General features: G+C 47.5%; 23 protein-coding genes. 2 read left to right on the forward strand and 21 right to left on the reverse strand.

The genetic code is table 11. The features are described from left to right. Window positions 1–164 precede the first annotated feature (164 nt). Window positions 165–1,433, forward strand: a complete 1,269-nt coding sequence (locus BM358_RS07930; protein ID WP_028540568.1) for a DNA polymerase IV — start codon at window positions 165–167, stop codon at window positions 1,431–1,433. Between the two features lie 149 nt (window positions 1,434–1,582). Here BM358_RS07930 and BM358_RS07935 read toward each other — a convergent pair whose 3' ends face one another. The 4 genes from BM358_RS07935 to BM358_RS07950 form a co-directional block, all read right to left on the reverse strand. Beyond that, window positions 1,583–1,870 carry a stage VI sporulation protein F gene (locus BM358_RS07935; RefSeq protein WP_013310877.1) on the reverse strand — a complete coding sequence of 96 codons (288 nt, stop codon included), beginning with the start codon at window positions 1,868–1,870 and terminating at the stop codon, window positions 1,583–1,585. Between the two features lie 111 nt (window positions 1,871–1,981). Further along, window positions 1,982–4,030, reverse strand: coding sequence for an ATP-dependent DNA helicase RecG (recG, locus tag BM358_RS07940; RefSeq protein ID WP_028540567.1), 2,049 nt, complete (start codon window positions 4,028–4,030; stop codon window positions 1,982–1,984). Between the two features lies 1 nt (window position 4,031). Then, window positions 4,032–4,901, reverse strand: coding sequence for a DegV family protein (locus BM358_RS07945; protein ID WP_023989297.1), 870 nt, complete (start codon window positions 4,899–4,901; stop codon window positions 4,032–4,034). Between the two features lie 49 nt (window positions 4,902–4,950). After that, window positions 4,951–6,735 (reverse strand): DAK2 domain-containing protein, encoded by a 1,785-nt coding sequence (locus BM358_RS07950; RefSeq protein WP_028540566.1) that lies wholly within the window; start codon window positions 6,733–6,735, stop codon window positions 4,951–4,953. A gap of 509 nt (window positions 6,736–7,244) precedes the next feature. Between BM358_RS07950 and rpmB the strand changes: the two genes are divergently transcribed. Next, window positions 7,245–7,433: a 50S ribosomal protein L28 gene (gene rpmB, locus BM358_RS07955; RefSeq protein WP_013310881.1), complete on the forward strand. Its 189-nt coding sequence runs from the start codon at window positions 7,245–7,247 to the stop codon at window positions 7,431–7,433. A gap of 223 nt (window positions 7,434–7,656) precedes the next feature. On the opposite strand, the gene spoVM is transcribed toward rpmB, so the two are convergent. From spoVM to BM358_RS08045, 17 genes are all read right to left on the reverse strand, one after another. Further along, complete coding sequence (gene spoVM / locus BM358_RS07960; RefSeq protein WP_010345573.1) at window positions 7,657–7,737, reverse strand: stage V sporulation protein SpoVM; 81 nt, start codon at window positions 7,735–7,737, stop codon at window positions 7,657–7,659. A gap of 391 nt (window positions 7,738–8,128) precedes the next feature. Next, window positions 8,129–8,797: a ribulose-phosphate 3-epimerase gene (gene rpe, locus BM358_RS07970; RefSeq protein ID WP_028540565.1), complete on the reverse strand. Its 669-nt coding sequence runs from the start codon at window positions 8,795–8,797 to the stop codon at window positions 8,129–8,131. 4 nt (window positions 8,798–8,801) lie between these two features. After that, window positions 8,802–9,719: a ribosome small subunit-dependent GTPase A gene (gene rsgA, locus BM358_RS07975; RefSeq protein ID WP_023989300.1), complete on the reverse strand. Its 918-nt coding sequence runs from the start codon at window positions 9,717–9,719 to the stop codon at window positions 8,802–8,804. A gap of 73 nt (window positions 9,720–9,792) precedes the next feature. Continuing rightward, complete coding sequence (gene pknB, locus BM358_RS07980) at window positions 9,793–12,063, reverse strand: Stk1 family PASTA domain-containing Ser/Thr kinase (protein ID WP_028540564.1); 2,271 nt, start codon at window positions 12,061–12,063, stop codon at window positions 9,793–9,795. Further along, window positions 12,060–12,836, reverse strand: coding sequence for a Stp1/IreP family PP2C-type Ser/Thr phosphatase (locus BM358_RS07985; protein ID WP_025723490.1), 777 nt, complete (start codon window positions 12,834–12,836; stop codon window positions 12,060–12,062). Before BM358_RS07985 ends, pknB begins: the two co-directional genes overlap by 4 nt. A 6-nt stretch (window positions 12,837–12,842) precedes the next feature. Further along, window positions 12,843–13,883 carry a dual-specificity RNA methyltransferase RlmN gene (rlmN, locus tag BM358_RS07990; RefSeq protein ID WP_013310887.1) on the reverse strand — a complete coding sequence of 347 codons (1,041 nt, stop codon included), beginning with the start codon at window positions 13,881–13,883 and terminating at the stop codon, window positions 12,843–12,845. 187 nt (window positions 13,884–14,070) lie between these two features. Next, complete coding sequence (gene rsmB, locus BM358_RS07995) at window positions 14,071–15,486, reverse strand: 16S rRNA (cytosine(967)-C(5))-methyltransferase RsmB (RefSeq protein WP_028540563.1); 1,416 nt, start codon at window positions 15,484–15,486, stop codon at window positions 14,071–14,073. Next, complete coding sequence (gene fmt / locus BM358_RS08000; RefSeq protein ID WP_028540562.1) at window positions 15,483–16,442, reverse strand: methionyl-tRNA formyltransferase; 960 nt, start codon at window positions 16,440–16,442, stop codon at window positions 15,483–15,485. Before fmt ends, rsmB begins: the two co-directional genes overlap by 4 nt. 6 nt (window positions 16,443–16,448) lie before the next feature. Then, complete coding sequence (gene def, locus BM358_RS08005) at window positions 16,449–16,946, reverse strand: peptide deformylase (RefSeq protein WP_013310890.1); 498 nt, start codon at window positions 16,944–16,946, stop codon at window positions 16,449–16,451. 132 nt (window positions 16,947–17,078) lie between these two features. Continuing rightward, window positions 17,079–19,655: a primosomal protein N' gene (gene priA, locus BM358_RS08010; protein ID WP_028540561.1), complete on the reverse strand. Its 2,577-nt coding sequence runs from the start codon at window positions 19,653–19,655 to the stop codon at window positions 17,079–17,081. Then, window positions 19,655–20,959 (reverse strand): bifunctional phosphopantothenoylcysteine decarboxylase/phosphopantothenate--cysteine ligase CoaBC, encoded by a 1,305-nt coding sequence (coaBC, locus tag BM358_RS08015; RefSeq protein ID WP_023989307.1) that lies wholly within the window; start codon window positions 20,957–20,959, stop codon window positions 19,655–19,657. The genes priA and coaBC overlap by 1 nt, the downstream gene beginning before the upstream one ends. 90 nt (window positions 20,960–21,049) lie before the next feature. After that, window positions 21,050–21,253 carry a DNA-directed RNA polymerase subunit omega gene (gene rpoZ / locus BM358_RS08020; RefSeq protein ID WP_013310893.1) on the reverse strand — a complete coding sequence of 68 codons (204 nt, stop codon included), beginning with the start codon at window positions 21,251–21,253 and terminating at the stop codon, window positions 21,050–21,052. 122 nt (window positions 21,254–21,375) lie between these two features. Then, the gene (gene gmk, locus BM358_RS08025) at window positions 21,376–21,948 is read right to left on the reverse strand and encodes a guanylate kinase (protein WP_013310894.1); all 573 of its coding nucleotides are present in this window, start codon (window positions 21,946–21,948) and stop codon (window positions 21,376–21,378) included. Between the two features lie 14 nt (window positions 21,949–21,962). Continuing rightward, complete coding sequence (gene remA / locus BM358_RS08030; RefSeq protein ID WP_005548256.1) at window positions 21,963–22,223, reverse strand: extracellular matrix/biofilm regulator RemA; 261 nt, start codon at window positions 22,221–22,223, stop codon at window positions 21,963–21,965. A 56-nt stretch (window positions 22,224–22,279) separates the two neighbouring features. After that, on the reverse strand, window positions 22,280–23,167 hold the full coding sequence (locus tag BM358_RS08035) for a YicC/YloC family endoribonuclease (protein ID WP_028540560.1): 888 nt from the start codon (window positions 23,165–23,167) through the stop codon (window positions 22,280–22,282). 35 nt (window positions 23,168–23,202) lie between these two features. After that, window positions 23,203–25,089 (reverse strand): bifunctional homocysteine S-methyltransferase/methylenetetrahydrofolate reductase, encoded by a 1,887-nt coding sequence (locus tag BM358_RS08040; protein ID WP_028540559.1) that lies wholly within the window; start codon window positions 25,087–25,089, stop codon window positions 23,203–23,205. Window positions 25,090–25,244: 155 nt separating this feature from the next. Then, window positions 25,245–26,270, reverse strand: a complete 1,026-nt coding sequence (locus BM358_RS08045; RefSeq protein WP_023989310.1) for a hypothetical protein — start codon at window positions 26,268–26,270, stop codon at window positions 25,245–25,247. Window positions 26,271–26,419 lie beyond the last annotated feature (149 nt).

The following is a 26,419-nucleotide window of genomic DNA, read 5'->3' on the forward strand; positions in this document are numbered from 1 at the left end:
AGATATTATGATACGCCATGTTAGGTTTTACGTAAACTGTAACGTTCCAAAAAATACATTTGTATTAGGAACACTTGTTCTGTATATAATACTACTATAAGAGTATACATTCAAGAATATTTTGGAAGGATGACCCACACATATCAGGAGAGGAGGTCGGATTTTTGAAGGAAAGCAGAAATAGAACCATATTCTTATCGGACTGCCAAAGTTTTTATACCAGCATCGAAAAAGCAGATGATCCCAAATACCAACATAAGCCACTCGTTGTGGCCGGTGACCCTGCACTTCGTTCAGGCATTATTTTAGCTGCGTGTCCGCTGGCCAAAAAATACGGTATATCTACAGCAGAACGCCTGGGAGAAGCGGTGAAAAAATGTCCTGACCTTATCATTGTACGCCCACGTATGCAGCATTATATCGATGTCTCATTAAAAATAACAGAAATCTATAATGAATATACGGATTTGGTTGAGGTTTTCAGCATTGATGAACAGTTTCTGGATATGAGCGGAAGCCTCTCCCTGTTAGGGGATCCGGTGAGTATTGCAAGTGAAATTCAGCAAAAGGTACTGGCACAAACAGGAGTATGGATTCGAATTGGCATCAGCTCCAACAAAATGCTGGCTAAAACCGCAACAGATATATGGGCTAAAAAAAATGACAGTGGCATTTTCTTGTTGCCTACATCCGATATTGCAGCGTTGCTGTGGCCTCAGCCAGTACGTCTTATGTTCGGCATCGGTTCGCGCATGGAACGGCATTTGGAGAAGCTTGGACTACACACCATTGGAGATATTGCACGTACTCCCTTACCCCGGCTACAGGACAGATTCCGGTCTCATTTCGGCAAGCAGTCCGATATTCAGGCAGAGGTGATATGGCGAACTGCTAACGGGATCGATCACAGCCCGGTCAAGCCGGAAACATTTAATACACCTCCCAAATCCATCGGTCATATGATGACTCTTCCCCGCGACTATCTCCAGCCTGCGGAAGTGGAAACCATCCTGCTTGAACTAACAGAGGAGGTGTGTCGGGACGCCCGCCGCAAAGGATATATGGGCTCGGTTGTGACTGTTCATTGTATATGCAGTCCCTACGAGGCACCAACCGGATTCTCCCGACAAATGAAGATACCCGATCCTACAAACCATACCCAAAAGGTATATGAAACCGTTAAAAAAATCTTTTATACTTTTTGGAATCATATGCCCGTGAAGCGCGCAGGGGTTACTTTAAGCGGATTGGTGGATGATCAACTGTATCAGCTGGATTTTTTTGAGGATCAGGAGCGATCCCGTGCTTTGGAAAAGGTGACGGACACTTTAAAGGATCGGTACGGTCAGTCCATCATCATGCGCGCATCGTCGTTAACAGATGCCGGACAGGCCATGGAACGGTCTATCAAAATTGGCGGTCATTACAAATAAAAGTCTCATGATAAGCACACACTAGCTATTGCCCGGGGAATGAACTAATACAAACCAAAAAGGATCGCCTGATATCAGGCAATCCTTTTTTCATCTGTGCTTCACAAAAAAACATGGAGAGCGCTTTGAAGCACCTCTTCAAATAGCAATCAACGGAACATTCCCCACAGCTTGATTAGATGGAATGTATTGGACGGATCAATTTTTTGTGCCAATACGAAGGCGGTCAATTGCTCCTCCTGCGCAGCTGTCAAACGCTCGTTTAAAATAGCAGAAGTGGACTTCACAAGATGACGCACCTTAGCTTTATTTTGCAGGTCCGCTTTAGTCACACCTTCAATCTGCTGCTTAACCCGCTCCTTGAGCGCACGATTCTTCATTTTCAACTTAATCCGCTCCACCAGTTGCGGACTAATTCCATATTGCTGATAGCTCAATGTTGCCACACCTCCCATATCATTCGGTCATTCCCAAATATATGACGGCCAGCCTGTCCATTGTGCCTATCTGTTTAAAACGTTTAGAACAACCTCATGATTCATGGTGGATTAGTCGATGAGATCCCCCTGGAAAATCTGTTCTTTTTGCAAATAACCGCGCAGTGCTTCATACTGCGGAGATGTCCAAAAGGACGAATCCTTGATCAGATCGGTTGCATCCTCCCGCGCCTTTTCCAGCACCTCAAAATCCGCTACCATATCTGCTAAACGAAACTCGGGTAGCCCACTCTGCTTGGTGCCAAAAAAGTCACCCGGCCCTCTCAAATCCAGATCGCGTCTAGCAACCTCAAAACCATCGTCCGTATCGGTCATAACCTTCATCCGCTCCTGACCAACCTCCGACTTAGGATCAGCGATCAGTACACAATACGAGGCATGTGCTCCCCGTCCAACTCGTCCACGTAATTGATGTAACTGGGATAATCCAAAACGATCCGCATCCATAATGATCATTAGCGTCGCATTTGGGACGTCTACCCCCACCTCCACAACCGTCGTTGAAACGAGCAACTGAACCTCATTCGCATAGAAAGAACGCATAACTTCTTCCTTTTCTGCGGGAGTCATTCGTCCATGTAATAGCCCAACGCGGTAATGTGGAAAAGCCTGTTGCATTTGAATATGCAAATCGATGGCATTCTGTACGTCCAGCTTCTCCGACTCTTCAATCAACGGGCAAATCAGATAAGCCTGCCGTCCCTGATCTACCTCGCGGGAAATAAAACCAAGTACCCGATCCATCAGTTCGTGCTTCACCCAATAGGTGGAAATTGGAATACGCCCCTTCGGCCGCTCTGACAACGTAGAAACATCCATATCGCCAAACGCAGTGATGGCCAGCGTACGGGGGATCGGTGTGGCCGTCATCGTCAGCACATCGGGATTATAGCCTTTGCGACGCAGTACACTACGCTGATTCACTCCGAATCTATGCTGCTCATCCGTTACAACAAGCCCAAGCTGGTGAAAATATACATCCTCCTGAATGAGAGCATGGGTGCCTACTACAATGTCCAGCAGACCCATTTGGAGAGCAGCTAGCAGCTCCTTACGCTTCTTCCCGGTTGTACTCCCAGTCAGTAGGCCCACACTGATTCCAAAGGGCTCAAACAGCTTGTGAAGCGATCGCATGTGCTGCTCGGCCAATATTTCGGTTGGCACCATCAGCGCTCCCTGAAAACCGGAACGTACTGTGGCAAATAAACCGATGGCAGCAACAACTGTTTTACCTGACCCAACATCTCCCTGAAGCAGACGGTTCATACAATAAGGTGAGCGTAGATCGTGCAGTATTTCAAGCTCTACCTTCTTCTGTGCATCCGTTAATTCAAAAGGCAAAGCCCTTACAAATTCACGAATCGTGGCGTTATCCACGGTATGTACCACCCCGTCCGCTCGACCACGATTTAGCGCCCGGAATGCCTGCATTTTCAGCTGAAATAAAAATAGCTCCTCATACACCATCCGCCGACGAGCCTCTTGCCCCTCGCGGTTGTCCTGAGGCTGGTGTATACCTGCAATAGCCTGCTTGCGCGGCATCATACTATATTTACGCACAAGCAACTCAGGCAATATTTCGGGGATCATTTCACCAAACTGCTGGAGTGTCTGGCTCATTGTTTTTCGCATCCAGCTTTGCGTAATCTTGCCGCCTATAGAGTACACCGGTTGAAGTGTCCCCGAGCGGGCTACTCCTTTATCAGGAAACTCAGAATCTGCAACAGTCATCTGCATCCGTTTGAGATCCCATTTACCAGTCACCACAATTTCACGACCTGAGGTTAGCTGCTCCTTCATGAAATGCCGATTAAACCACGTCGCGGTAAACATCCAATCCTCGGCCATCAATTTACAAGTCAACCTTGATTTGCGCCCGTAACGCTGAAGCACCGGAATGCCCATAATTTTGGCCTGTACTGTAATCTTATCTCCATCCTTCACTTCGCTTAGCGAGCGCAGTCGGTAATCTTCATACCGAAACGGATAATATTCCAGCATGTCCTGTACGTTAGAAATGCCAAAAGCGTGAAGCTCTCCCTCTTTGAGAGCACTCACGCCATGTATTTGTTTTAAAGGTATTTGATCCAATTGCAGCATATTACCTCTCATCTCCGGCCGGCCATACAAAAATGCCAATCGTTCCTGGCCCTACATGGGTCCCAATCACAGCGCCAAGTTCAGTATATATTCGATCTCCCAGCTCAAAATGCTCTGCCAGCTGAGCCACGAACGCTTCTGCCGCTGAGCGATCTGCCGTATGACCCACAGCAATATTAATTTTTTGGCCTTTTAAATCCCGCTCCAGTAGTTCAATTATACGTGCTGTCGCTTTTTTATGCCCTCTCGCCTTATCAACCGAATAAATAGTGCCTTCTTTGTCAATCGAAAGAATCGGTTTAATGTTAAGTAACGTACCAACCATTGCCGCTGCCTTGCCAATACGTCCGCCTTTTTGTAAGTATTCCAGGGTATCCACCAGGAAATACAAACGACGGCGCTCCCCACGACGTTCCACAGCCCGAACAATATCAGCCGGGGAGTGCCCGGCAGCCGCCAGCTCTGCCGCATAAACCACTAGCATGCCGTATCCGTATGAAGCTGATTTGGAATCCACCACAGTCACTCTATGTTCATGCTTCTCCAGCATGGATTTGCCCAGCAGAGCAGACTGATACGTTCCGCTCACACCCGAGGATAAATGGATAGAGATAACCTGGCTCTCGGGGTATTGCTCCAACAGCGTCGTGTATGTCTCCAAAAAACGGGCTGGTGAAGGCTGTGATGTCGTAGGTAGCTCATCAGCCCGTACTAGTTCGCTGTAAAACTGCGACGCTGACATCTCAATGCCGTCCAGGTAAGCTGTGCTGCCGAACATCACTGTCAATGGTACAACAACTATACCGAGACGGTCTGCTAATTCCGGTGGAATATCAGCCGTGCTATCCGTCAAAATGATGGTACTGCTCATCAGTCAGACCTCCTTTTGTTGTGGACTTCCATGGGCGTGCTAAAGCACATCAGGTTTCCACTGAGAACAAATAAGGATAAATCGGCTGACCACCTTCATGAACTTCCACTTCAGCATCCGCATAATTTTCTTTAAGCCATGCAACAAGCTGATCTGTGTCTTCTTGATTCGCGTCTGAACCTGTGAGAATCGTAACAATTTCATCGCCATTCACCAGCATTTTCGCTAGCAAAAGACGGGACGTTGCCATTAAGTGTTCCTCGGTCGCTACAATTTTGGAATCCTGAATACCGATGTAATGCCCGGCTGTAATATGCAGGTCATCCAGTGTCGTATCCCGTACCGCGTAGGTCACTTGCCCAGACTTCACCCGGGTGACTGCGTCACGCATATTGTCCTGATTCACCTCAAAAGCCTCTTCCTCCTGGAAGGCAAATGCTGCCGCAATGCCCTGAGGAATTGTTTTGCTCGGAATAACCGACACCATACGTTCCATCTCTAGCAGTTCACGTGCTTGTTCTGCCGCCAAAATAATATTGGAATTATTCGGAAGAATAAAAATATGTTGAGCCGCAATCGAGCGCGCCGCATTAACGAAGTCCTCTGTGCTCGGATTCATTGTCTGGCCGCCAGAAAGGACAACATCGACGCCTAAACTTCTGAAAATATCAGCAATTCCTTCACCGGAAGCCACAGCTATAAAACCAAAGGATGCCAGTTCATGAGCAGGGGGCTCAGACGGCTCTTCCTCACGTGCAGGCTCTGTTGGTATTTCAGCAAACCACTCAGGCTCAGGAGCAACATCCATACCCGCAGACAACAAATCACGATGCTGCTCGCGCATATTTAAAATACGAATCTGTGTAATTTCTCCGTAGCGCAGTGCCAAATTCAGCACTTCACCAGGAGCCTTAGAATGCACGTGAACCTTGATGACATCATCGTCTGAAATTACGATAATAGAATCACCATCTACTGCTAACGCTTTCCGGAAGGCTTCCTCATCAAAATCGGTACCTTGCGCTTCGCCCAATTGTCGATTAATAAAAAACTCCATATCATACAAAAATTCAATATTATCCGTTTCGAGCTTCGCTTGCGCAGAAATCGGCGCATCTGGGGAAGGAACAACTGCAGTAGCAGTAGGTCTCTCCGATACGTGAGGAGCAAAAACCGTGCGTACATTATCACTTTTTGCAGTTGAAGACGTCACCAAGCCGCTTCCAAGATACTGCATAAAACCTTCATAAATGTACACAAGACCTTGCCCACCCGAATCTACAACTCCTACTTGCTTCAATACAGGGAGCATGTCCTGCGTCATGGCAAGCGTTTCCTTCGCTTTGGCAAGCACTTCTTCCATCAGTTCCGTGATGTCGTTCGTCCGGCGCGAGAAAAACACAGCATGCCTGGCCGCTTCCTTCGCCACGGTAAGAATTGTACCCTCCACCGGCTTAACAACCGCCTTGTAGGCCGCATCCACCCCGCTCTGCAATGCCGATGCGAACTGAAGGGTATTCAATTCCTCGTATGGGGCAGCGTAACGGCTGAAGCCACGAAACAACTGAGACAGGATAACCCCTGAATTGCCGCGGGCTCCCATCAGCAAACCTTTGGATAATATGCCGGACATGACACCGATGGAGGAAGAGTCCCCCCTCTTTAATTCCGTTACGCCCGCGCTCATCGTCAAATTCATGTTGGTTCCCGTATCACCGTCTGGCACTGGGAATACATTTAGTGAATTGACATGTTCCGCATGCTGCTGTAATTGTTCCGCCCCGGCTAAAACCATTGCGGTAAAATCTGTTCCATTCAAAGAACGATTACTCAAGAGAATTCCCCTTCCTAGCTTAATACACTTGTTTTACTATCAACCTTCACAACACCTTATTCAACTGTGCGTACAGGTTCAATTGAATTATACTAAAGCCAGACGACGAATACGAATATCACACTTTCGTAAGCTTTTGTACTCACGTCTGGTCGTTCTTCTACAGGTCATATAAAATGAAAAACCAGTCAACTGCCTAACAATAAATCATCGGCTGGAATGATGACTATAGTCCCGCCTCTGAACTGCCGGCATGACTGGAATAAGAATTCACATTCCATTTTAATACAAAATAATCGCAGCAATAACTATCCCATATTGTACTATAATGCGAAAGAGAAATAAATAAAGTTTTTGAATCAGTTGACGGAGCTTTTTTGACTATGATATTATATTTAAGTATTGTTTTGTTCAGGTTAGTGACTTACAAAGTCCGGCTGACCCAGTCGGCCTGAAGAGAGACCCGTTCCATATGGAATTTGGTTATTTTCAGAATAGGAGGTGGAATCATGTCTCGTAAATGTTCTGTAACAGGCAAAAAGCCTGGCAGCGGTAACCACGTATCTCACGCTAACAACCGTAATCGCCGTACTTGGGGCGTCAACGTACAAAAAGTTCGCATTCTCGTTAACGGTAAACCGAAACGCGTTTATGTCAGCACTCGTGCATTGAAAGCCGGTAAAGTGACTCGCGTGTAGTCGTAAAAAAATATCGTTATAAACAAAAGGCACCTCGTTTTAAACGGGTGCTTTTTTGGTTATTCGAAAGTAATATCCATCTGGTTCAGGAGAACAAAATGTCAGGCACCTTCCCGTGCGTTCCTATCTTTTACTGCCGAGCTACCTATCTGTTGTGCCCGGGAAGCATGCCCTGTGTACCTCCAGCTTTCATCCTACATCCTGTGTTTACATTACGTTGAATTCAGTTTTTCTGGAATGTATTCAAAATGGCTTTAACGAATCCACCCAGAAATTTTGGCAGCTTGATTGTGTAAAACTTCATGCCTCACCCTCCCCATCATCCTCCTGCATCCGTTCTCTGTAGTTTATGCAACCTGTCAAGGGTTGTTGCCCCACAAAAAAAAGGCTACATGAGAATCCCGCTCATGTAACCATATTTATGCACAACCATCCCAGGCTATACCATCAGACAAGTCCGCGAATATAGAGATATGCTGAGAGTATGAAAATAAACAGGATATAATAAAGTACGCTGCACACTACAAAACCTATTCGTAAACCACGCCGTTCATTTTTCCGAAAATAAAACAGTACAATTAGAACAGCCAAAAGTGAAAGAACAGCATTCCAAGGAGCCTTCACTAGCGAGAAACAGCTAAGGGTCAACCCCGTCGCCATGCTCGCTACAGTCATCCACAATGCTTCGGTCAGCTTCACTTGGACAAACGTGCTGCACTGTCCCGAATCGCAGCTATAGCCGCAGCGCGGTCTGTTCTGCCAAATACCGCACTCCCAGCCACCAGCACGTCAGCCCCCGCTTCAAATACGGCTGGTGCCGTCTCCTCCGCAATACCTCCGTCTACCTCGATATGTACGTCTGGACGACCCAGTTCGTTCAACCAAGCACGGATTTGTCTGATTTTATTTAACGTCTCTGGAATGAAGGACTGACCTCCAAAGCCAGGATTGACCGTCATCACCAGAATCATATCCACATTTGGCAGCACTTCCTTGATCGCGTATGGTGAAGTACCCGGATTGAGAGCCACTCCAGCCAGAGCGCCTTGCTGCTTGATCAAGTGAAGGACACCATGCAAATGAACACAGGCCTCAGCATGAACAGTGATGATGTTGGCTCCTGCTTTTACGAAATCGCCAATATAGCGTTCAGGATGCTCAATCATCAGATGAACATCTAAGGGAAGAGTCGTATGCGGACGAATAGCCTGAACGATAGGTGGGCCCAGTGTAATATTGGATACAAAATGTCCATCCATTACATCCACATGAATCCAGTCTGCCCCTCCTGCCTCAGCTTCCGCAACTTCACTGCCCAAGCGAGCAAAATCAGCGGATAAAATCGACGGTGCTATTTTTAACATATACTCAGTACCTCCGCTTTTTTTCTTTTAATTCCTGATAGAACTGCAAATAGCTATCATATCGTCCCTGTGAAATATGGCCTTCTTCCAGGGCCTCTCTTACTTTACAGCTGGGCTCGTGAATATGGGTACACCCCCGAAATTTACATCCTTCCGCATACTGCTGGAATTCACGAAAACAGGGAGATAACTCATCCACACCTAGCTCCAGAAAATCCAGCTGGCTAAACCCCGGTGTATCTGCTACAAACCCTCCGTTGTCTAGAGGAATCAGCTCCACATGACGAGTTGTATGTTTTCCTCGGCCCAGCTTATTGCTTATGGCGCTCGTCTCCAGCGTTAACCCAGGCTCCAGAGCATTAAGCATGGAAGACTTTCCTACACCTGATTGCCCGGAAAACACGCTGATTTGACCAGCCAACAGCTTCTTAAGCTCAGCCGTCCCTTCTCCGGTACGGGCACTGGTCACCAGCACCTCATAACCGATCTTCCGGTACATTTCCTGAACGGCCAGCACGGTGTCATCCTCTGAAGGGCTGCCTTCATACAAATCGCGCTTAGTCAGACAGATAATCGTATCCAGTCCGGCGTGCTCAATATGGACTAAAAATTTGTCCAGTAAAGGCAGGTTTAAATCCGGCTCACGCAAGGAAAACAGTAGCACGGCTAGCGTGGTATTAGCTACTGGAGGACGAATTAGCTCTGTCGTACGCTTTCTAATCTCCTCGACCATACCTTCCCCGTTCTCAGTCAGTTCGTAAACGACCCGATCACCGACAAGAGGCGTAATCTCTTTTTTCTTAAAAATGCCGCGTGCTCTGCATTGTACTGTAGCTTCGCCAGATACCGGACGCCCATCCTGATCCAGGCTGGAGACATAATAATATCCGCTAAGCGCCTTGACGATCAGACCTTCAGGCATGTGTAAGATGTCCTCCTTCATAATGTTCAAGTTTCATTGCGTATAACAGGTTGAGCATCTTCCTATTGCAAGTTTACTGATGCTGAACAGCCTCAATCACTTTTTCCTTCTTTGCGTGGCCTGGGTTGTTTTTATGACTAACCGCCAACTCACTGCGCGTACTCCCCGTGGAATTCGTTCCAGGAACAAAGGCGGAAGGGTCACCATTACCTCCTGTGCCCTCCTGATTGTTCGAGTCGCCTCCACTATTGCCAGTATCATTAGAAGATCCCCCGCTATCACCTTCCTCGCCGTTTCCACTTCCATTCTGCGAGGAAGTACCATCAGGTGTATCCGTTGGTGAAGTTCCAGCAGGCGGAGCAATTTGGGGCATCGTCACCGTTCCATTTTTCGCCTCAATATAAGAGACTGGATACGTATCAATAAAGTCACCATCTCTAAATACTGAGACAACACTGTCTTTGTTCGGAGCCATTAGCAGATTGATAGTGAACATCTGTGTCGTATTAATCGTACGGCTTCCCCATTCCTGATTTTCTCCACGCGCATCCGTATAAGTGATACGAATTTTGCTGTTTTTGCCCTCTTCCTTCGGCGCAACAGGCACATTAAATGGTAGTGTAATCGCTTCTGGCGGGTAACCCGTGCTTACATAAAACGTAATTTCCGTATTTGGTGGCAACTCACTGCCTGCCTCTGACGGCCACTGTTTGGTTACTCTTCCTTTTTCCTGCTCATAGCTAAATTCTTCTTTAATCGAGCCAACCTTCAGCCCTGCCTTTTTAACCTCATTTTCTGCTTGGTTCTGCGTCTTCCCTATCAGGCTTGGCATTTTCACAGTATCAGCGCCCTTGCTGACTGTGAGCACAACCTGGACTGAGTCCTTATCAAATGGCTCATTTGCAGCGGGTGTCTGACTAAGGACGGTCCCCGCGGCCTGATCACTGAACTGCTCATTTTGCTGAATCTGCGTCTCCTTAATTTGCTGGGCGGTCAGCAGCTTAACAGCATTCTCGTAGCTTTGGCCTTTGACATCCGGCATCGGGGTGAGCGGCTTGGCAATCCCGACTTTCAGACTAATCTTGGTTCCTTCCTTGACTAAAGAATCTGCAGGATAGCTTTGATAAAATACAACTCCAGGCGCGATTCCCTCTTTGTATTCATGCTGGATTGGCTCCTCAATGAGTAATCCCGCTTTACTGAGATTAACCTTCGCTTGGTCTTCTGTTTGTGTCAATACACCTGGTACTTTTACCTCAGGCACGACAAGTACACTTTGCACATAGTACACCACTCCGCCCATGCACAGAAGTAACACCAACACTAGTGTTACCCACAAGATCGCTTTTTTTCTATTATTTTTGGACGATTGCTTGCTCGGAAGCTGTTCAGACTCACGCGGTTGAGCAGGTACATCATCGCCACTAGAAGACATCCCTAATTGTTGAGGCTTAATAGCCGGAATAACCCGTGTTTGATCCTCATCATCCAAATGTGTAAACTCCAGCTTGGATTCATTACGCCGTCCCGGCAGCAAACAGGTTTCCAGATCTTTTAGCATTTCGTCTGCCGATTGATAACGCTCTTCTGGATTTTTGCGCATGGATTTTAGAATGACATTTTCCACACTTTGCGGAATCAACGGATTAATTTTACGTGGTTCCTCAAATTCCTCTTGCAAGTGCTTGAGCGCTACACTAATTGGACTTTCTCCCAGGAAAGGGAGCTGCGCTGTCAGCATTTGATATAAGACAATACCTAAAGAATATAAGTCCGATTTTTCGCCGGTGACGACACCCTTTGCATGCTCAGGTGAAAAATAATGAACAGAACCCACAACAGAACCCGTCTGGGTAATGGTCGTTGACGTAACAGCTCTAGCAATCCCAAAATCAGTTACCTTAACCCGTCCATTACGTCCAATTAATATATTATGAGGCTTAATGTCTCGGTGAATGATCTGATTTTGATGGGCATGCTCCAGCGCATCACAAATCTGGGAAGCAATCCGTACTGCTTCATCCACTTGCAATGGTGCACGTTCTTTAATAATCTCATTCAAATTTTTACCTTCGATGCACTCCATTACAATATAATGGATTTCATCCTCTTGGCCGACATCATAAATACTGACCACATTCGAATGCGAAAGCGAGGCCGCAGACTGCGCCTCACGCCGAAATCGGCGAATAAATTCCTCATCATGAACAAATTGCTGGCGCAACACTTTAACTGCGACATTGCGATTCAGCAAAATGTCTTGAGCCTTATACACCAGCGCCATACCGCCGCCACCGATACGCTCAATAATTTCGTATCTTCCCCCTAGCAGGTGCCCGATCATGCGTCACACCCCTTTTCACTCAATGAAACCGTGTCGTCGGGCAATTCAAACAAAGCTACAGTAATGTTATCGTCTCCTCCGGCAAGCAACGCCAGATGTAGCAGACGATCCGCGCGCTCCTCCAAAGGATTCTCTGCGGCACCTACTACTTTGCTGATTTGTTCTTCCGTTACCAGATTGCTTAATCCGTCGCTACACAGTAACAGTACATCGCCTTTTTCCAGCGCAATGGAGTCAATATCCACTTTCACCTCGGAATCAGTGCCCAGCGCCCGTGTCAGTACATTGCGACGAGGATGGTTCTCCCGTTCTTCCTTACTGATCTGACCGTTTTTGAACAGCTCATTAACCAAAGTATGGTCTTCTGTAAGCTGACGTACCGCTCCTTTGGAAATGACATAGGCACGACTGTCACCGATATGTCCGATAATTCCGGATGCGTCGTTTAATAAAACCGCAACAACTGTCGTTCCCATATTATGATACTTTTCATCGCGTGCAGCCGTCTGGAAGATGACTTCATTGGCATGCAAAATAGCGTCGCTGAGCGCCGCCGTCAAAGAATGTGCGGATAATCCGCTCTCCAGCGTCGCCAAATCAGCGGCAAGTGTCTCTACCGCAAGGCGGCTGGCCGTATCACCGGCCAAATGCCCCCCCATACCATCGGCAACAATCCCAAGAATATAGCCTTGCTCCAAGTGCCTGATCCAGGCAGAATCCTCATTCACCGAACGTACACGTCCGACATGGCTGACATGAACTGTTTTGATCAAATGGTTTCACCCCAACTCCATATGCTTTGCACGCAACTGACCGCAAGCAGCGGCAATATCGTGACCCTGTTCACGCCGGATCGTCACATTGACGCCTTTTTCGGCAAGAATACGTTGGAAATTAAAAATATCACTGCGTGATGTGCGTACATACTTGCGCTCAGGCACATGATTGACTGGAATCAAATTGACGTGACACAGCATGTCCTTTAACACATCCGCTAGCTCTTCAGCATGTTCTGCCTGATCGTTTACACCACCAATCAGGGCATATTCAAACGAAATTCTCCGCCCCGTCTTAGCAAGATAGTAACGTAGAGAATCCATAACATCCTTAAAGGGATAACGCCGATTTACAGGCATCAGCTTCGAACGAAGCGCATCATTAGGCGCATGAATGGATATTGCCAGATTAATCTGGGTATCCTCGTCGGCAAATTTATAAATATTCGGTACAATACCGCTGGTCGACACTGTGATATGACGTTGACCAATGTTCAGACCTTTTTCATGAACCATTGTACGTAAAAACGTCATGGTCGCTTCATAGTTTTCAAAAGGCTCGCCCGAGCCCATAATCACGATGCTACTCACTCGTTCATTGGTTTTATCCAAAATTTTCTGAGCCTGCACCACCTGTGCAGTAATTTCACCAGCCGTCAGGTTCCGTTTGAGGCCTCCAAGCGTCGAAGCGCAGAAAGTACAACCAATCCGGCACCCCACTTGAGTCGTTACACAAATGCTGTTTCCGTAATTGTGTCTCATAATGACCGTTTCAATGGCATGATCATCGTGCAAACCGAACAGGAATTTTACTGTACCGTCCTTCGATTCCAACTTTGTAATTTCACTAAGCGTCACAAAACTAAATTGCTCCTCAAGCTTCTCTCTCAGCGCCTTGGACAAATTCGTCATCTCGCTGAAATCATTGACTCGCTTCACATACAGCCAGTCAAAAATTTGTCCTCCACGAAAAGCAGGCTCGCCATTGTTCTTGGCCCAGTCCTGAAGCTCCTCCAGAGTTAAATCATATATAAAAGGTTTCATCAATGTTTGCACCCGTTCCTTCTTCATTAAGTTCTGTTTGATCGCAGATAGTATTTTTCATTCTTCCTATTTTAGCACAAATCCCTGAGGGGGTAAAAATTTTTCGTCTTCATGCAAAAAACCGCCGGAAATGTTCCGGCGGAATGTGGAAATACTGGTGGAAAGCTGCCTGGAATTCTCTTCCGCGCTATTTCACCCGACGCAGGCGCGCGATATAAAATCCGTCGCTGTGGAAATGCTGCGGTAACAGCTGTACCGAGCCTCCCTGTATACTATCCTTTTCGCGGCTCACGTCTGGGAAGGAATGACCCTCTGCCAATTCATACTCTGGATGTTCGCTTAAAAATTGAGTCAATTGTCCTTCATTTTCGTCCGGTTCAATCGTGCATGTGCTGTATACCAGAATACCACCTGGCTTCAACAGTCCCGCCACACTATCCAGCAGCTCATGCTGAAGCTGTGTAATGTCGCGAACATCCTGCGCAGTTTTGCTCCAACGCAGGTCCGGTTTACGACGAATCACTCCAAAGCCAGAGCATGGCGCATCCAGCAAAATACGGTCAAAAGAAGCTGGAGCATATCGTTCCTTCAGTTCTAGCGCATCACCAGTGACTGTTTCCACGGCATCCAGGCCAAGTCGATTAGCCTGTTCACGAATTAATTGATGCTTATGGGCATGCAGATCATTCGCAACTATCCGTCCGTGATCCTTCATCAGCTCAGCCATATGAGCTGTTTTGCCACCTGGAGCGGCACAGCAATCCAGTACCAGCATGCCAGGCACAGGAGCGACTGCTTCGGCAACGAGCATGGAGCTTTCATCCTGTACGGACAGCAAGCCGTCCGTATACCACGAGGTAAGCGCCATATTTCCACCGCTACGAACAACAATCCCATAAGGACTAACTGCTGAAGGAACGGCATCAAGCCCTTTTGAGTTCATCTCGTCCAGCAGCTGATCACGGCTGATCATTGTCGTATTCACCCGTACGCTGACCGCAGGGGGCTCATTATTAGCCTGACAGATAGCCTCAGCAGTATCTGCACCGTACTGCTTAATCCAGCGCTTAACCAGCCACTGTGGATGGGAATGTTCTAATGAAATCCGTTCCTCCGGTGACAAATCGTCAGGAATACGCAGCTTGTCCGGCTCACGCAGCATGCTGCGGAGCACGCCGTTGACCATACCGGAAATACCCTGATGCCCACGCCGCTTGGCAATGGTCACCGCTTCACTAACGACTGCATGATCCGGAACTCGATCCAGATACACCACCTGATACACACTCATCCGCAGCAACGAACGTACCCAAGCCTGAAGCTTGGCCGTTCCTTTTTGAACAAATTTATTCAAAAAATAATCTAGTGTATTTCGGCGTGCGACTGTACCGTATACAAGTTCCGTCGCCAAACCAGCATCACTTGCAGACAAACCTGCCTGCTGAAGCCGACGATTTAGCTCAAGATTGCTATACGCACCCTCTTGCTCCACACTGGTCAACACATCAAGTGCAACTTCCCGCGCCGTCTGATTGCGAGTCTTGCCGGTTCTGGCACCCACTCCCTTGCCTTGGCCTCCCTGGCGGGAGTGACTCCCGCTCATCCGAGCACCATGCCTGGCTTCATCTGTCCGCCGCGTGCAAAGGTTCCAGCATCCATAACTTTTTTGCCAGCCGGTTGAACCTGAGTCAGCCAGAGAGTTCCTTCGCCTGTCTGCACCTCAATGCCACGAGCGGTCAATTGAAGAACCGTCCCGGGTGCTGGAGCATTTGAGACACTCACTTCATTATTTATGAAAGGCTGCTCAGCAGCCCATATTTTAAAAACATTTCCCTCCCAAAGCGTAAACGCGCCGGAAAAGGGAACAAGGCCGCGAATCCGGTTGTATATCTGCTGTGCATTGTCACTCCACGAAATGCGCTCATCGTCGCGGTTCAGGTTAGGGGCATAGGTAGCCTCGTCCTCATTTTGCGGCGTACGGTCTGATTGGCCTGCCAGCAACTTAGGCAGCTCGTCCTGCAAAAGCTTTGCTCCAGCTACGCTTAACTTCTCAAAAATCGTACCGGAGGTATCCTCCGGCTCTATAGCAACCTCAACTCGCGATATCATATCGCCAGTATCCAGTCCTTCCGCCATATACATCAGCGTCACACCCGTTACGGTCTCACCGTTAATAATCGCACGCTGGATCGGTGCACCTCCCCGATAACGGGGAAGTAACGAACCATGCACATTCAGACAGCCGAACCGAGGCAAGTCTAGTACGGACTTAGGCAAAATTTGCCCATAGGCTGCGGTTACGATCAGATCAGGACGCAGCTCTGCCACCTGGGCCACCGCTTCTGGCTGGCGCAGGCGGGTCGGTTGCAGTACAGGTAATCCGCGTTTTTCTGCCGCTTCCTTGACTGGTGTAGGCGTCAATATTTTTTTTCGTCCCTGTGGCTTATCGGGCTGTGTAATCACACCGACCACGTTATAACCGTTGTCCAGTAACATGTTCAGCGATGGCACTGCAAACTCAGGCGTACCCATAAAGATAATACGAATGTCTTGACTCATCGAACCTCACTCTCCTATCTGACGGTTCGGTCCTGGCTGTTCCAGCGCAACCTCATATACTTTTTCTGCAATATCCGTGAATAAAATTCCATTTAAATGGTCAATTTCATGCTGAAAAGCACGAGAAAGCAATCCTGTCGCTGTAACGGTAATGGCCTTACCCTCGCGGTCCAGTCCCTTGACTGTAACCTTCTCGGCACGACGCACATCCCCGTTCAACCCAGGTATACTCAGGCAGCCTTCAGGACCCAATTCCTCCCCTTCTTCGGCCACGATCTCTGGATTGATCATTTTAATCAATCCATGCTCATCTCCAGCATCTACAACAATGAGACGCTTCAAAATACCTACTTGCGGAGCAGCAAGACCTACTCCCTCCGCTTCATACATCGTATCTGCCATATCGTCGAGCAGCTTTTGCACGTTAGGCGTAATTTTAGTGACTTCCTTTGCTACTTTGTGCAATACGTCATCCGGCTCCAACACTATAATTCTAATTGACATGACAACAGAACACCTTCCTCTTTATGTTTCATTTAGGCTTAACTGTATTCATCACACACGCGACTGCTACATTATCCTATGTACGGACGGCTTGTCCGCATTAATTGTGATAATAACTTTTGTGGCAACACTCTACATAAGCATTTGCGGATCAACATCCAGACTAATCAGCAACTTTTGTGCCTGTGCGGATTCGGCCATTTCATCAGCTACTTGCTGAGCCAAACTAATCGCATCGATATTTCCACGCCATTTTATCATACATTGAAATCGGTATCTATTCTTGATTCTCGAAATGGGTGAAGCTACTGGCCCCAAAATGTCGAGTACATCCGATGTAAGACGATCCATATTCCCGAACCAGCCCCGTTGTCTGGCCCGTCCCTGTAGTGTTGCTGAATAATTCTCAGCCAATCGGACCAGCACCGGGAGTTGTTCATGAGAAAAGGTCACCAAAATAAGACGACAATATGGTGGATAGTGCAAATTGCGGCGGTGTTTCAATTCTTCCCTCACAAAAGAAGCATAATCATGGCGACTTGCGTGAATCACCGAATAATGCTCTGGAGTATAGGATTGTACGAATACTTCCCCCGGCAATTGATGTCTCCCAGCCCGTCCAGCTACTTGTGTTAACAGCTGAAATGTCTTTTCCGCAGCCCGAAAATCCGGTAAATTGAGAGCCGAATCCGCAGTAATGACACCAACCAGTGTCACATCGGGAAAGTCCAGGCCTTTGGCAACCATTTGAGTACCGAGCAGCACGTCCGCTTTTTTATCACGAAATTGCTTGAGAAGCTTTTCGTGGGCATTTTTTTCTGTCGTTGTATCAACATCCATTCGAACAACACGTATACCGGGGAATAGCTTCGCCAGCTCTTCTTCCACTCGCTGGGTACCTGTACCGAAATAACGAATATGCTCACTACCGCACTCAGGGCAAGTCTGAGGCACGGGCTCGGAATAACCACAGTAATGGCAACGTAAATTGTTCGACCGCTGATGATACGTAAGCGAAATATCACAATGCGGACAACCCGCGACATAGCCACAGCTACGGCACATGACGAACGTGGAGTGCCCACGCCGATTCAACAGTAGTACCGTCTGCTCCTTACGCTCTAACCGCTCTGCAATTCCATTATGCAACGCACGGCTGAACATAGAGCGGTTGCCAGCACGCAGTTCCTCACGCATATCCATGATATGTACTTCGGGTAACGTGTTCCCCAATGCGCGAGTTGGCATTTCAAGCAGCAACGGCGCAAACTCGTCGTTGCTTTGTGAGCGAGCCGCATAGTAGCTTTCCAGCGACGGTGTTGCCGAGCCGAGAATAACGACAGCCCCATGCTGATGGGCTCTGCGAATGGCAACATCACGCGCATGGTATTTAGGTGTCTCTTCCTGCTTGTAGGACGTTTCGTGCTCCTCATCCATAATAATAAGACCTAACTCACGAAAAGGCGCAAATACTGCCGAGCGAGCACCAATCGCCACTTTCACACGGCCTTCGCGTATTTTGCGCCACTCATCGTACCGTTCCCCCCCGGACAACCTACTGTGCATCACTGCTACCTGATCGCCAAAGCGGCCTTTAAAACGTTCTACCATTTGTGGGGTTAACGATATTTCAGGTACCAGTACAATGGCCTGACGATTCTGCTCAATACAACGCTGAATCGTCTGTAGATAGATTTCCGTCTTACCGCTCCCTGTGACTCCATGCAACAAATAAGCTCCCTGCTCACGCGTGTCCAGCTGGCGAATAATCCGTTCATATACCGATTGCTGCTCTGCCGTGAGAGGGAGTGGCTCTGTAGGCTTGAAGTGTCTGCCCCGGTATGGGTCGCGGAACACTTCGACATCCTCCAGCAACACGTAGCCCTTATCTTCCAGCGCCTTAACCGTTGCTGCCGATACACTCAGTGAGGTCATGACCTCCTTCAGCGACAGAGGCAGAAACTCGCTACGTTCCAGCAAAAAAGCAAGTACCTCCCGCTGACGCTGCGCTTTGGCAGAAAATTGCTCCAGCGCCGTTGATGCCTCGTCTATGCCGATAGCCAGATCAACGGATTTCATGGTCTTTTTGCCGAGTTTGTCTTTAATAACTTGACTTTCCTGAAGCACACCCCGGCGTAACAGTGATTTAATAACCTCTGCTTCCTCAGGGAAACGTCGACTGAGTTGCTGCAATGGGACTTGCTCCTTCTCCTGAATGAAGCTAACAATCCGACGCTCCGTCGGATCACTCATACCATCGTCGGTCAGAAGTGCCCATTCGAGTTCATCGCCCTGATTCGGTTGTATAGTACGCTGTGGATGCGTTAACTCATGCTGTTCGGCAATTGAGATATAACGTTCTGCTTTGCCCTTGAGCGCGGTAGGAATCATCACTTGCAGTGCCATAATTTGATTACAAGCATAACGTTCGCTCATCCATTTGCCCAGTTCGACTAGGTCGGCAGATAAGGGTGGTACCAAATCCAGTAACTCCTGGATCGCTCTCATCCTGTATTTCGGTGGATCATCAGCTGGGACTACCGAGATGACAAAAGCCTGCACCGTCCGTTTGCCAAATGGCACAGCTACCCGGCTACCCGGCTCAATCCAAGGTCTCATTGAGTCTGGTATCAGATAATCGAAGGTGCGGTCCGTATCCTTGGCAGGTACATCGACAATGACCTTGGCAACTAAATTGCCCGTCTCCATTAATGCAGCACCCCACCCATGCGTCCCGCGGCTATAGTAAGCAACTTACGCGCAACTTCTTCCTTTGACTGTACAGGAATACGCTCTACGATCCCGCTTCGGTCATAAATTTGAACAGCATTCGTATCGACGCCAAAACCAGCACCATTCACAGTTACATCGTTTGCCGCGATCAAATCACAATTTTTACGTTCTAATTTATCTATCGCATACGTCTCCAAATGTTCGGTTTCAGCTGCAAAGCCAATTAAAAATTGATGTTTCTTACTCTGTCCGAGTGATTCTAGAATATCGACGTTCTTCACTAGCTCTAGCGTAAATACACTATCTTTTTTCTTGATCTTGGTCTGTGCAATCTCACGTGGTCGATAATCTGCAACTGCAGCAGCCATAACGACCATATCGCTCGTTTCCCATTGTTTTAATACAGCGGCGTACATGTCTTCAGCTGACTGGACTCTTTCAAGCATAATACCAGCAGGCGGTTCCGCGCTGGTATTGGCAGCAATCAAGTGCACCTCTGCCCCCATCTCCTGAGCCACTTTTGCAATGGCAAAGCCCATTTTGCCAGATGAATCATTTGTGATATAACGCACTGGATCAATTCGCTCTATCGTGCCTCCAGCCGTTACAATGACTTTTTTGCCTGAAAGCACCGATTCATTCTCATTCACAAGTGACTCAGGCACTTGAGCCTCCATAGATTCGCCACCAAACCATCGTGGTTCAGACTTGATGTTGGTTTTTTGTTCCTGAGCTTGCTGATCAAAAAAGCGCTCTATGGTTTGCACAATTGTGTCCGGCTCTTCCAAACGTCCTTTGCCAACGTAACCGCAAGCCAGTAATCCTTCACCAGGCTCAATCATCTTCACGCCACGTGATACAAGCGTCTCCATATTTTGCATGACTGCCGGATGAGTGTACATATGTACGTTCATCGCAGGGGCCACCATAATAGGCGCTGTTGTAGCCAGCAGCGTTGTAGACAGCATATCATCAGCAAGACCATGCGCCATTTTCCCGATAATATTCGCAGTTGCAGGAGCAACAAGCACCAAATCAGCCGCATCCGCCAGATGAATATGGGATACGACTGACGGCTCTCTTTCATCAAATGTGTCACTGTACACCGGATTACGAGAGAGCGACTGCAACGTAAGTTCGGTAATAAACTCCTTGGCAGAGGCCGTCATAATCACATGAACCTCGGCTCCCTTTTGCGTCAACCTACTGCACAGCGCAGCCCCTTTGTAAGCAGCAATTCCGCCAGTTATACCAAGAATAATAACTTTTCCCTTCAACATCGTTAACTCCCCCTGACCTAAAAAAATAACAACCTTGCGGTTGTCAAAGGAATTGGCATTGCGCCCGGTTATAATAGTTGTGTATAATTCTTACTCGTCTTCGCCGCTTTCAAGACGCAGATGATCCGCGTAAATCTCTTCCAACGCCACTCCAACCTGTTTGTGGGATTTAGGATTCTTGAGAGTCGTCTTTTCACCCTCGCGCAACTGTCTGGCACGACGTGAAGCCGCTACAACCAACGAATACTTACTATCTGCCTTTTTCATCATTTCATCAATGGAAGGATACAGCACGAATAGACACCTCTTCATGTAGTTTTGGGACTGTATAAGCTGAACTCCAGTGTACACCTTCAACCTCAGCTTATACAGTATTATTTCTCTTTAGGTACGCTTGGCATATGTAAAGCCCTCGTTTAAGGATGAACCTTACAATGTTCGGCGATAATAATGGATTCTATTCGTTTACAAGCGAAATCAATCTCATCATTGACGACCGCATAATCATAGTGACGCAACAAATTCATTTCATCCACAGCTACCGACATACGGTGGTCTATGGTCGCTTGAGTTTCTGTGCCCCGTCCCCGGATTCTATCCTTTAATTCGTCTAGCGAAGGCGGAAGCAGAAAGATGAATATGCCTTCTGGAAATTTTTCTTTAACCTTTAGCGCTCCCTGAACTTCAATCTCCAGAAAAATATCTTTTCCCTGCGCAAGCGTCTGATCTACAAAATCACGTGGAGTACCATAATAGTTCCCTACATACTCAGCATACTCCAGCATTTCATCTCGTTCAATCATACCCAAAAATTCTTCACGCGTTTTAAAAAAATAGGTCACTCCATCCTGTTCGCCTGAACGAGGTGTTCGAGTTGTAGCAGAAACGGAGTATGTTATCTCTGGTAGCTTATCACGCAATGCGTTGCCTACCGTCCCTTTACCGACACCCGAAGGTCCGGATATTACAAATAATAATCCCTTAGCCATAGTACACTCCATTTTTATTCGTCATTGTCATCATCTTTAGTGGATAGGCGATGAGCGACCGTCTCCGGCTGCACCGCAGACAGGATTACATGATCACTGTCTGTAATAATAACAGCCCGCGTCCGGCGGCCATAGGTAGCATCAATTAGCATATGACGGTCCCTGGCTTCCTGTATAATCCGCTTGATCGGAGCAGACTCCGGACTGACGATGGAGATAATTCGGTTGGCCGACACGATATTGCCGAAACCAATATTGATCAATTTGATTGCCATATTCAGGTCTTTCCCCCTATACATGTGACTCTTGCAGCCGTGCCGCTACCAGGTAGCTACTCAATATTTGCAGCCTGCTCACGAATTTTCTCGAGCTCTGCTTTCATCTCAACGACCAAATTAACCAATGTGAGATGATTAGCCTTGGAGCCGATCGTGTTGACTTCCCTGTTCATTTCCTGGATTAAAAAATCTAATTTGCGACCGGCCGGCTCGTCTGACAGCAGCAATCCCTTGCACTGTCCAAAGTGACTTTGAAGCCGGGTAAGTTCCTCATCAATATTGCTGCGATCCGCGAATAACGCAATCTCCATTCCGAACTTATGTTCATCAAGCGTAAATGAACCGTCCTGAAGCTCTTTAAGCCTGTGTTTCAGCCTGTTACGGTAGTCGCTCACAACATGAGGAGCCAGCACCGTCATTTCATGATGCAGGGATTCCAGCCGTAAAATACGGGATTCCACATCTTGCGCCAAATGCCCGCCTTCTCGCCTTCTCATCTCCAGTAAACCTTGCAAAGCTTCATTCAAAGCTCGCTGTAGTTGCTCTTCCCAGTCCTCTTCGTCTCCATGGCAAGCCTCTCCAGGCTCACCCAGAACGTCAGGCAAAGTAAGAATATCGCTTATCCCTAACGTTCCTTTCACTCCATAACGATCCGCCAGCTGCTCCGCTGCATGCAGGTAAGCCTGCACCACAGTGTCATTCAACCGCGCGGCGGGCATCTGTTCTTCATCACGTTCTCTGTGGATGAAGACATCGATACGACCGCGTTTAATCTGCTGTTGAACCGTTCTTCTCAAGCCATCTTCGTAACGAGTCCATTCGCGCGGAATTCTCATCATCACTTCGCAATAGCGGTGATTCACCGATTTCAATTCCAAGCGCACTTTATAGCCCTCATAATGAAGGATGGCTTGACCGTATCCGGTCATACTCAATGACATCGGCATCACATCCATTATACTATTGTAATTGATTATTATAGTCGAAACAAGGGGGCCTGTACGCGGCCTGATTTTTGCCATACGTAGGAAGTCAATTCAGCTGTCATTTCATAGAACATAAATGGAGTCATAAAATAGATACCATTAAAATGTTCCATTGCCGTATCGAGTAACTCCTTGGCAATAGACACGCCCATTGCTCGTCCTTCCGGACCCTCAAGACCAGACATACGTGCACGTACCTCATCGGATAACTGAATGCCTGGCACTTCATTGTGCAAGTATTCTGCATTGCGCCCACTAGCCAGCGGCATAATACCGATAAAAATCGGTACTTCCAAATGTCGTGTCGCTTCCGCGATGGCTGCAATGAGCTCGTGGTCGTAAACGGGCTGAGTCATAACATAATCAGCTCCGGAGGCAATTTTCTTCTCTAATCGCTGCACGGCTTTACCCAAATGCTTGACGTTAGGATTAAATGCGGCACCTACCACAAAATTAGCCTTCTGCTTCAGTGGCTTACCGGAAAATGCAACACCATCATTTAATTGCTTGATCATGCGTATGATTTCAAAAGAGGTCATATCATACACCGAACTGGCGCCTGGCAAATCACCGAACCGCGCCGGATCGCCAGTAACCGCCAGTACATGGTCAATACCGAGCGCGTCAAAACCCATCATGTGGGATTGAGTACCAATCAGATTGCGATCACGACATGCTATATGAATTAATGGGCGCAAACCTGTTTCAATACTGACCAAATGTCCAAGCGCCATGTTGCTCATACGAGTAACTGCAAGCGAGTTGTCAGCCAGTGTAAGTGCGTCGGCCCCGGCTTTCTTCAACGCATGAGCACCTTGCATAAACCTCGTAATGTCCAGATCGCGCGGAGGATCCAGTTCTACAATGACCGTATGTCGTTCCTTAACCAGATCCACAATGTTGGGCTCGCTGGTATGTCTGCCATTTCCTCGTTCCCCTTCATCTGCAATCTGCTCCGCCACTTGAAAGGACTCTTTCGACAGAGCTTCTTTTGAAGCCAGCGGAGGCGGTTGCAAACGGTTCAAAGCTTTTGAGATAGCTGCAATATGGTCCGGTGTAGTTCCGCAGCAACCACCGAGCAGCCTCGTCCCCAGGTCTACAAAGGACTTGGCACATTCTCCAAAATATTCAGGTGATGCACCGTATACATAGTGACCGTCCACATAATCTGCTAGTCCCGCATTCGGATATACGGACAGCGGTACAGACAAAGGGCCATCCAGCTGCTCCATTACACTCATAATTCCCTGCGGACCCGAGTGACAGTTAAATCCAAGGATGTCTGCCCCCTCATTACGCAGCACCGAAAAAGCTTCCGCAACTAAAAAACCATCCTGGGTGCGACCAACCTGATCAACTGCAAACTGACAAATTACCGGAATGTCACTGTATTTACGTACACTGTGAAGCGCAATGCGTATTTCATCCAGTGAATAAAACGTTTCGCACAGAATGCCGTCGACTCCTTCGGAGAGAAGGGCATCAATTTGCTGCTCATAGTTTCTTGCCAGCTCCAGCTTGGATATGTTAAGCCGTTTGCCCCCACATATGGAACCCACCGCACCTACCACATAATGTTCAGGTCCGGCCGCAGCTCTGGCAATTCTCACACCGGCACGATTGATCTCTTCTACCTTAGATTCCAGTCCAAACCGGGCTAACTTATAATCATTTGCAGAAAATGTATTAGTCTCCAGCAATCGAGCTCCTGCACTTAAATATTGACCATGTACGTCTGATATAACGTCAGGCGAAGTGATGTTCAGTTCTTCGAAAGACGTATTTACTGGAAATCCTAGCTGATATAAAAAAGTCCCCATTGCGCCGTCTCCGACAATAATTTCACGATTCAGCACAGTACGCAAATCCGGTTTCATGTCCTCTGCTCCACCCCGCTCTTTATTTTCATACTAATGTAACATAAAGAGACTATAAACATAAGCCAAAAACAAAAAAAGCCGCCCCACTCCCCGACAAAATGATATCAGGAGTGAAACGACTTGATTTATCTTTTCTATTTCCTAATACATTTTCATGGCATTTTCCCATCAGAAGAATGAAGAGAGTAAGCGTAAAAAGTCCCTTTTTTATTCACTTTAGCCACAATAGAATCCGTTCCCTTTTGCTGCTTCGAGAACGTATATTGATTCCCTTGAACTTTCACTTTATAGCCCGACAAATTGATATTAAACAACATTTGAGCCTTGGGCTTGACTAGCTTCAAAGCTTCTGAGGCAGTATATTTCGGGCTTGCAAATGTTTTTTTGAAATCTGCGTCATCATTCCAGTCCACCCCATAGGTGGATACGGCCAGCACTTTACCGGTTACCGCGCTAATTTTGACCTCACTCGCCTCGTTTGCATCCTCGAACGACCAATATGAAAGTCCCTTCGTCTCGTCCTTGTACCGTGAAGCGTGCTGTACCTTGATTCGCTGTCCACTCACACGCTTAAATGTGTTCATTGCACGGTTCAGTAACAAAGGGTCCACCTGCTTCAGCGCATAGTCCGCGTTGATGGTAATAGCGTTACCTCGATCCACATCCACATACAACGAGGAAGCTTGTTCTCCTGCGCCCCAAAATACCCAGTAATTTGAAGGCTTGTTGGACTGATAAGGGGATTTGACCCGCCAGAATGCTTCAAATTGCAAAGGACGCTTGCTGTCAAACGCTTTGGCGCTGTTTAGCACTTTCGTCTTGAGTGGCGCGTTCATCGCCTTTCCTAAGCTGCTTATTTTATATCGTATGGTTGTAGAATCCACTCTGTTTTTTTCTTTATTATATTCTGTCTGCAACGTAGCAGTTCCATCTTCCAGTTCGCCTTCTACAATCCAAGTTTTCCCCATATCTGTCACATCGTCAAATTGAAATGCTGTCTTTGAACCGATGAGTTCTTGCACCGCTTTTTCTAAACGGCTTACCACTGTCGGAGTTAGCGAGCCAACCTGCTTGTCCGTCGTTTCCGCGCCAGCAGGAATGGTCGCCGCCTGAACCGGAAGCGCGGTGGCTACAAATATGAGGACTGCAACTGCTGAAATCCAACGAAATTTCCGCACTATGAACGGCCTCCTTATTGTTTTCTCATTTTCTATATTATACATCGTTCAGGCGCCAAAAAAAGACAGAATGTTGCTTTGTTCATCGTATTCCTTGTATACAGCGGCATGTAAGTCCAAAAAAAGAAGACCTACTAAGGTCTTCTTTT

The organism is Paenibacillus sp. cl130 (genome assembly GCF_900116035.1).
Lineage (GTDB): Bacteria > Bacillota > Bacilli > Paenibacillales > Paenibacillaceae > Paenibacillus > Paenibacillus polymyxa_B.

Bases quoted from the DNA above. Each gene is read 5' to 3' on its own strand.
- gmk (WP_013310894.1), bottom strand. From the start codon at position 21,948: ATGGCTAAGGGATTATTATTTGTAATATCCGGACCTTCGGGTGTCGGT.
- remA (WP_005548256.1), bottom strand. From the start codon at position 22,223: ATGGCAATCAAATTGATCAATATTGGTTTCGGCAATATCGTGTCGGCC.
- def (WP_013310890.1), bottom strand. From the start codon at position 16,946: ATGTCAATTAGAATTATAGTGTTGGAGCCGGATGACGTATTGCACAAA.
- BM358_RS07945 (WP_023989297.1), bottom strand. From the start codon at position 4,901: ATGAGCAGTACCATCATTTTGACGGATAGCACGGCTGATATTCCACCG.
- rpmB (WP_013310881.1), top strand. From the start codon at position 7,245: ATGTCTCGTAAATGTTCTGTAACAGGCAAAAAGCCTGGCAGCGGTAAC.
- coaBC (WP_023989307.1), bottom strand. From the start codon at position 20,959: ATGTTGAAGGGAAAAGTTATTATTCTTGGTATAACTGGCGGAATTGCT.
- rlmN (WP_013310887.1), bottom strand. From the start codon at position 13,883: ATGAAACCTTTTATATATGATTTAACTCTGGAGGAGCTTCAGGACTGG.
- rpe (WP_028540565.1), bottom strand. From the start codon at position 8,797: ATGTTAAAAATAGCACCGTCGATTTTATCCGCTGATTTTGCTCGCTTG.
- priA (WP_028540561.1), bottom strand. From the start codon at position 19,655: ATGGAGACGGGCAATTTAGTTGCCAAGGTCATTGTCGATGTACCTGCC.
- recG (WP_028540567.1), bottom strand. From the start codon at position 4,030: ATGCTGCAATTGGATCAAATACCTTTAAAACAAATACATGGCGTGAGT.
- spoVM (WP_010345573.1), bottom strand. From the start codon at position 7,737: ATGAAGTTTTACACAATCAAGCTGCCAAAATTTCTGGGTGGATTCGTT.
- BM358_RS08040 (WP_028540559.1), bottom strand. From the start codon at position 25,089: ATGAAACCGGATTTGCGTACTGTGCTGAATCGTGAAATTATTGTCGGA.
- rsmB (WP_028540563.1), bottom strand. From the start codon at position 15,486: ATGAGCGGGAGTCACTCCCGCCAGGGAGGCCAAGGCAAGGGAGTGGGT.
- rsgA (WP_023989300.1), bottom strand. From the start codon at position 9,719: ATGCCTGAAGGTCTGATCGTCAAGGCGCTTAGCGGATATTATTATGTC.
- BM358_RS08035 (WP_028540560.1), bottom strand. From the start codon at position 23,167: ATGTCATTGAGTATGACCGGATACGGTCAAGCCATCCTTCATTATGAG.
- pknB (WP_028540564.1), bottom strand. From the start codon at position 12,063: ATGATCGGGCACCTGCTAGGGGGAAGATACGAAATTATTGAGCGTATC.
- fmt (WP_028540562.1), bottom strand. From the start codon at position 16,442: ATGAGTCAAGACATTCGTATTATCTTTATGGGTACGCCTGAGTTTGCA.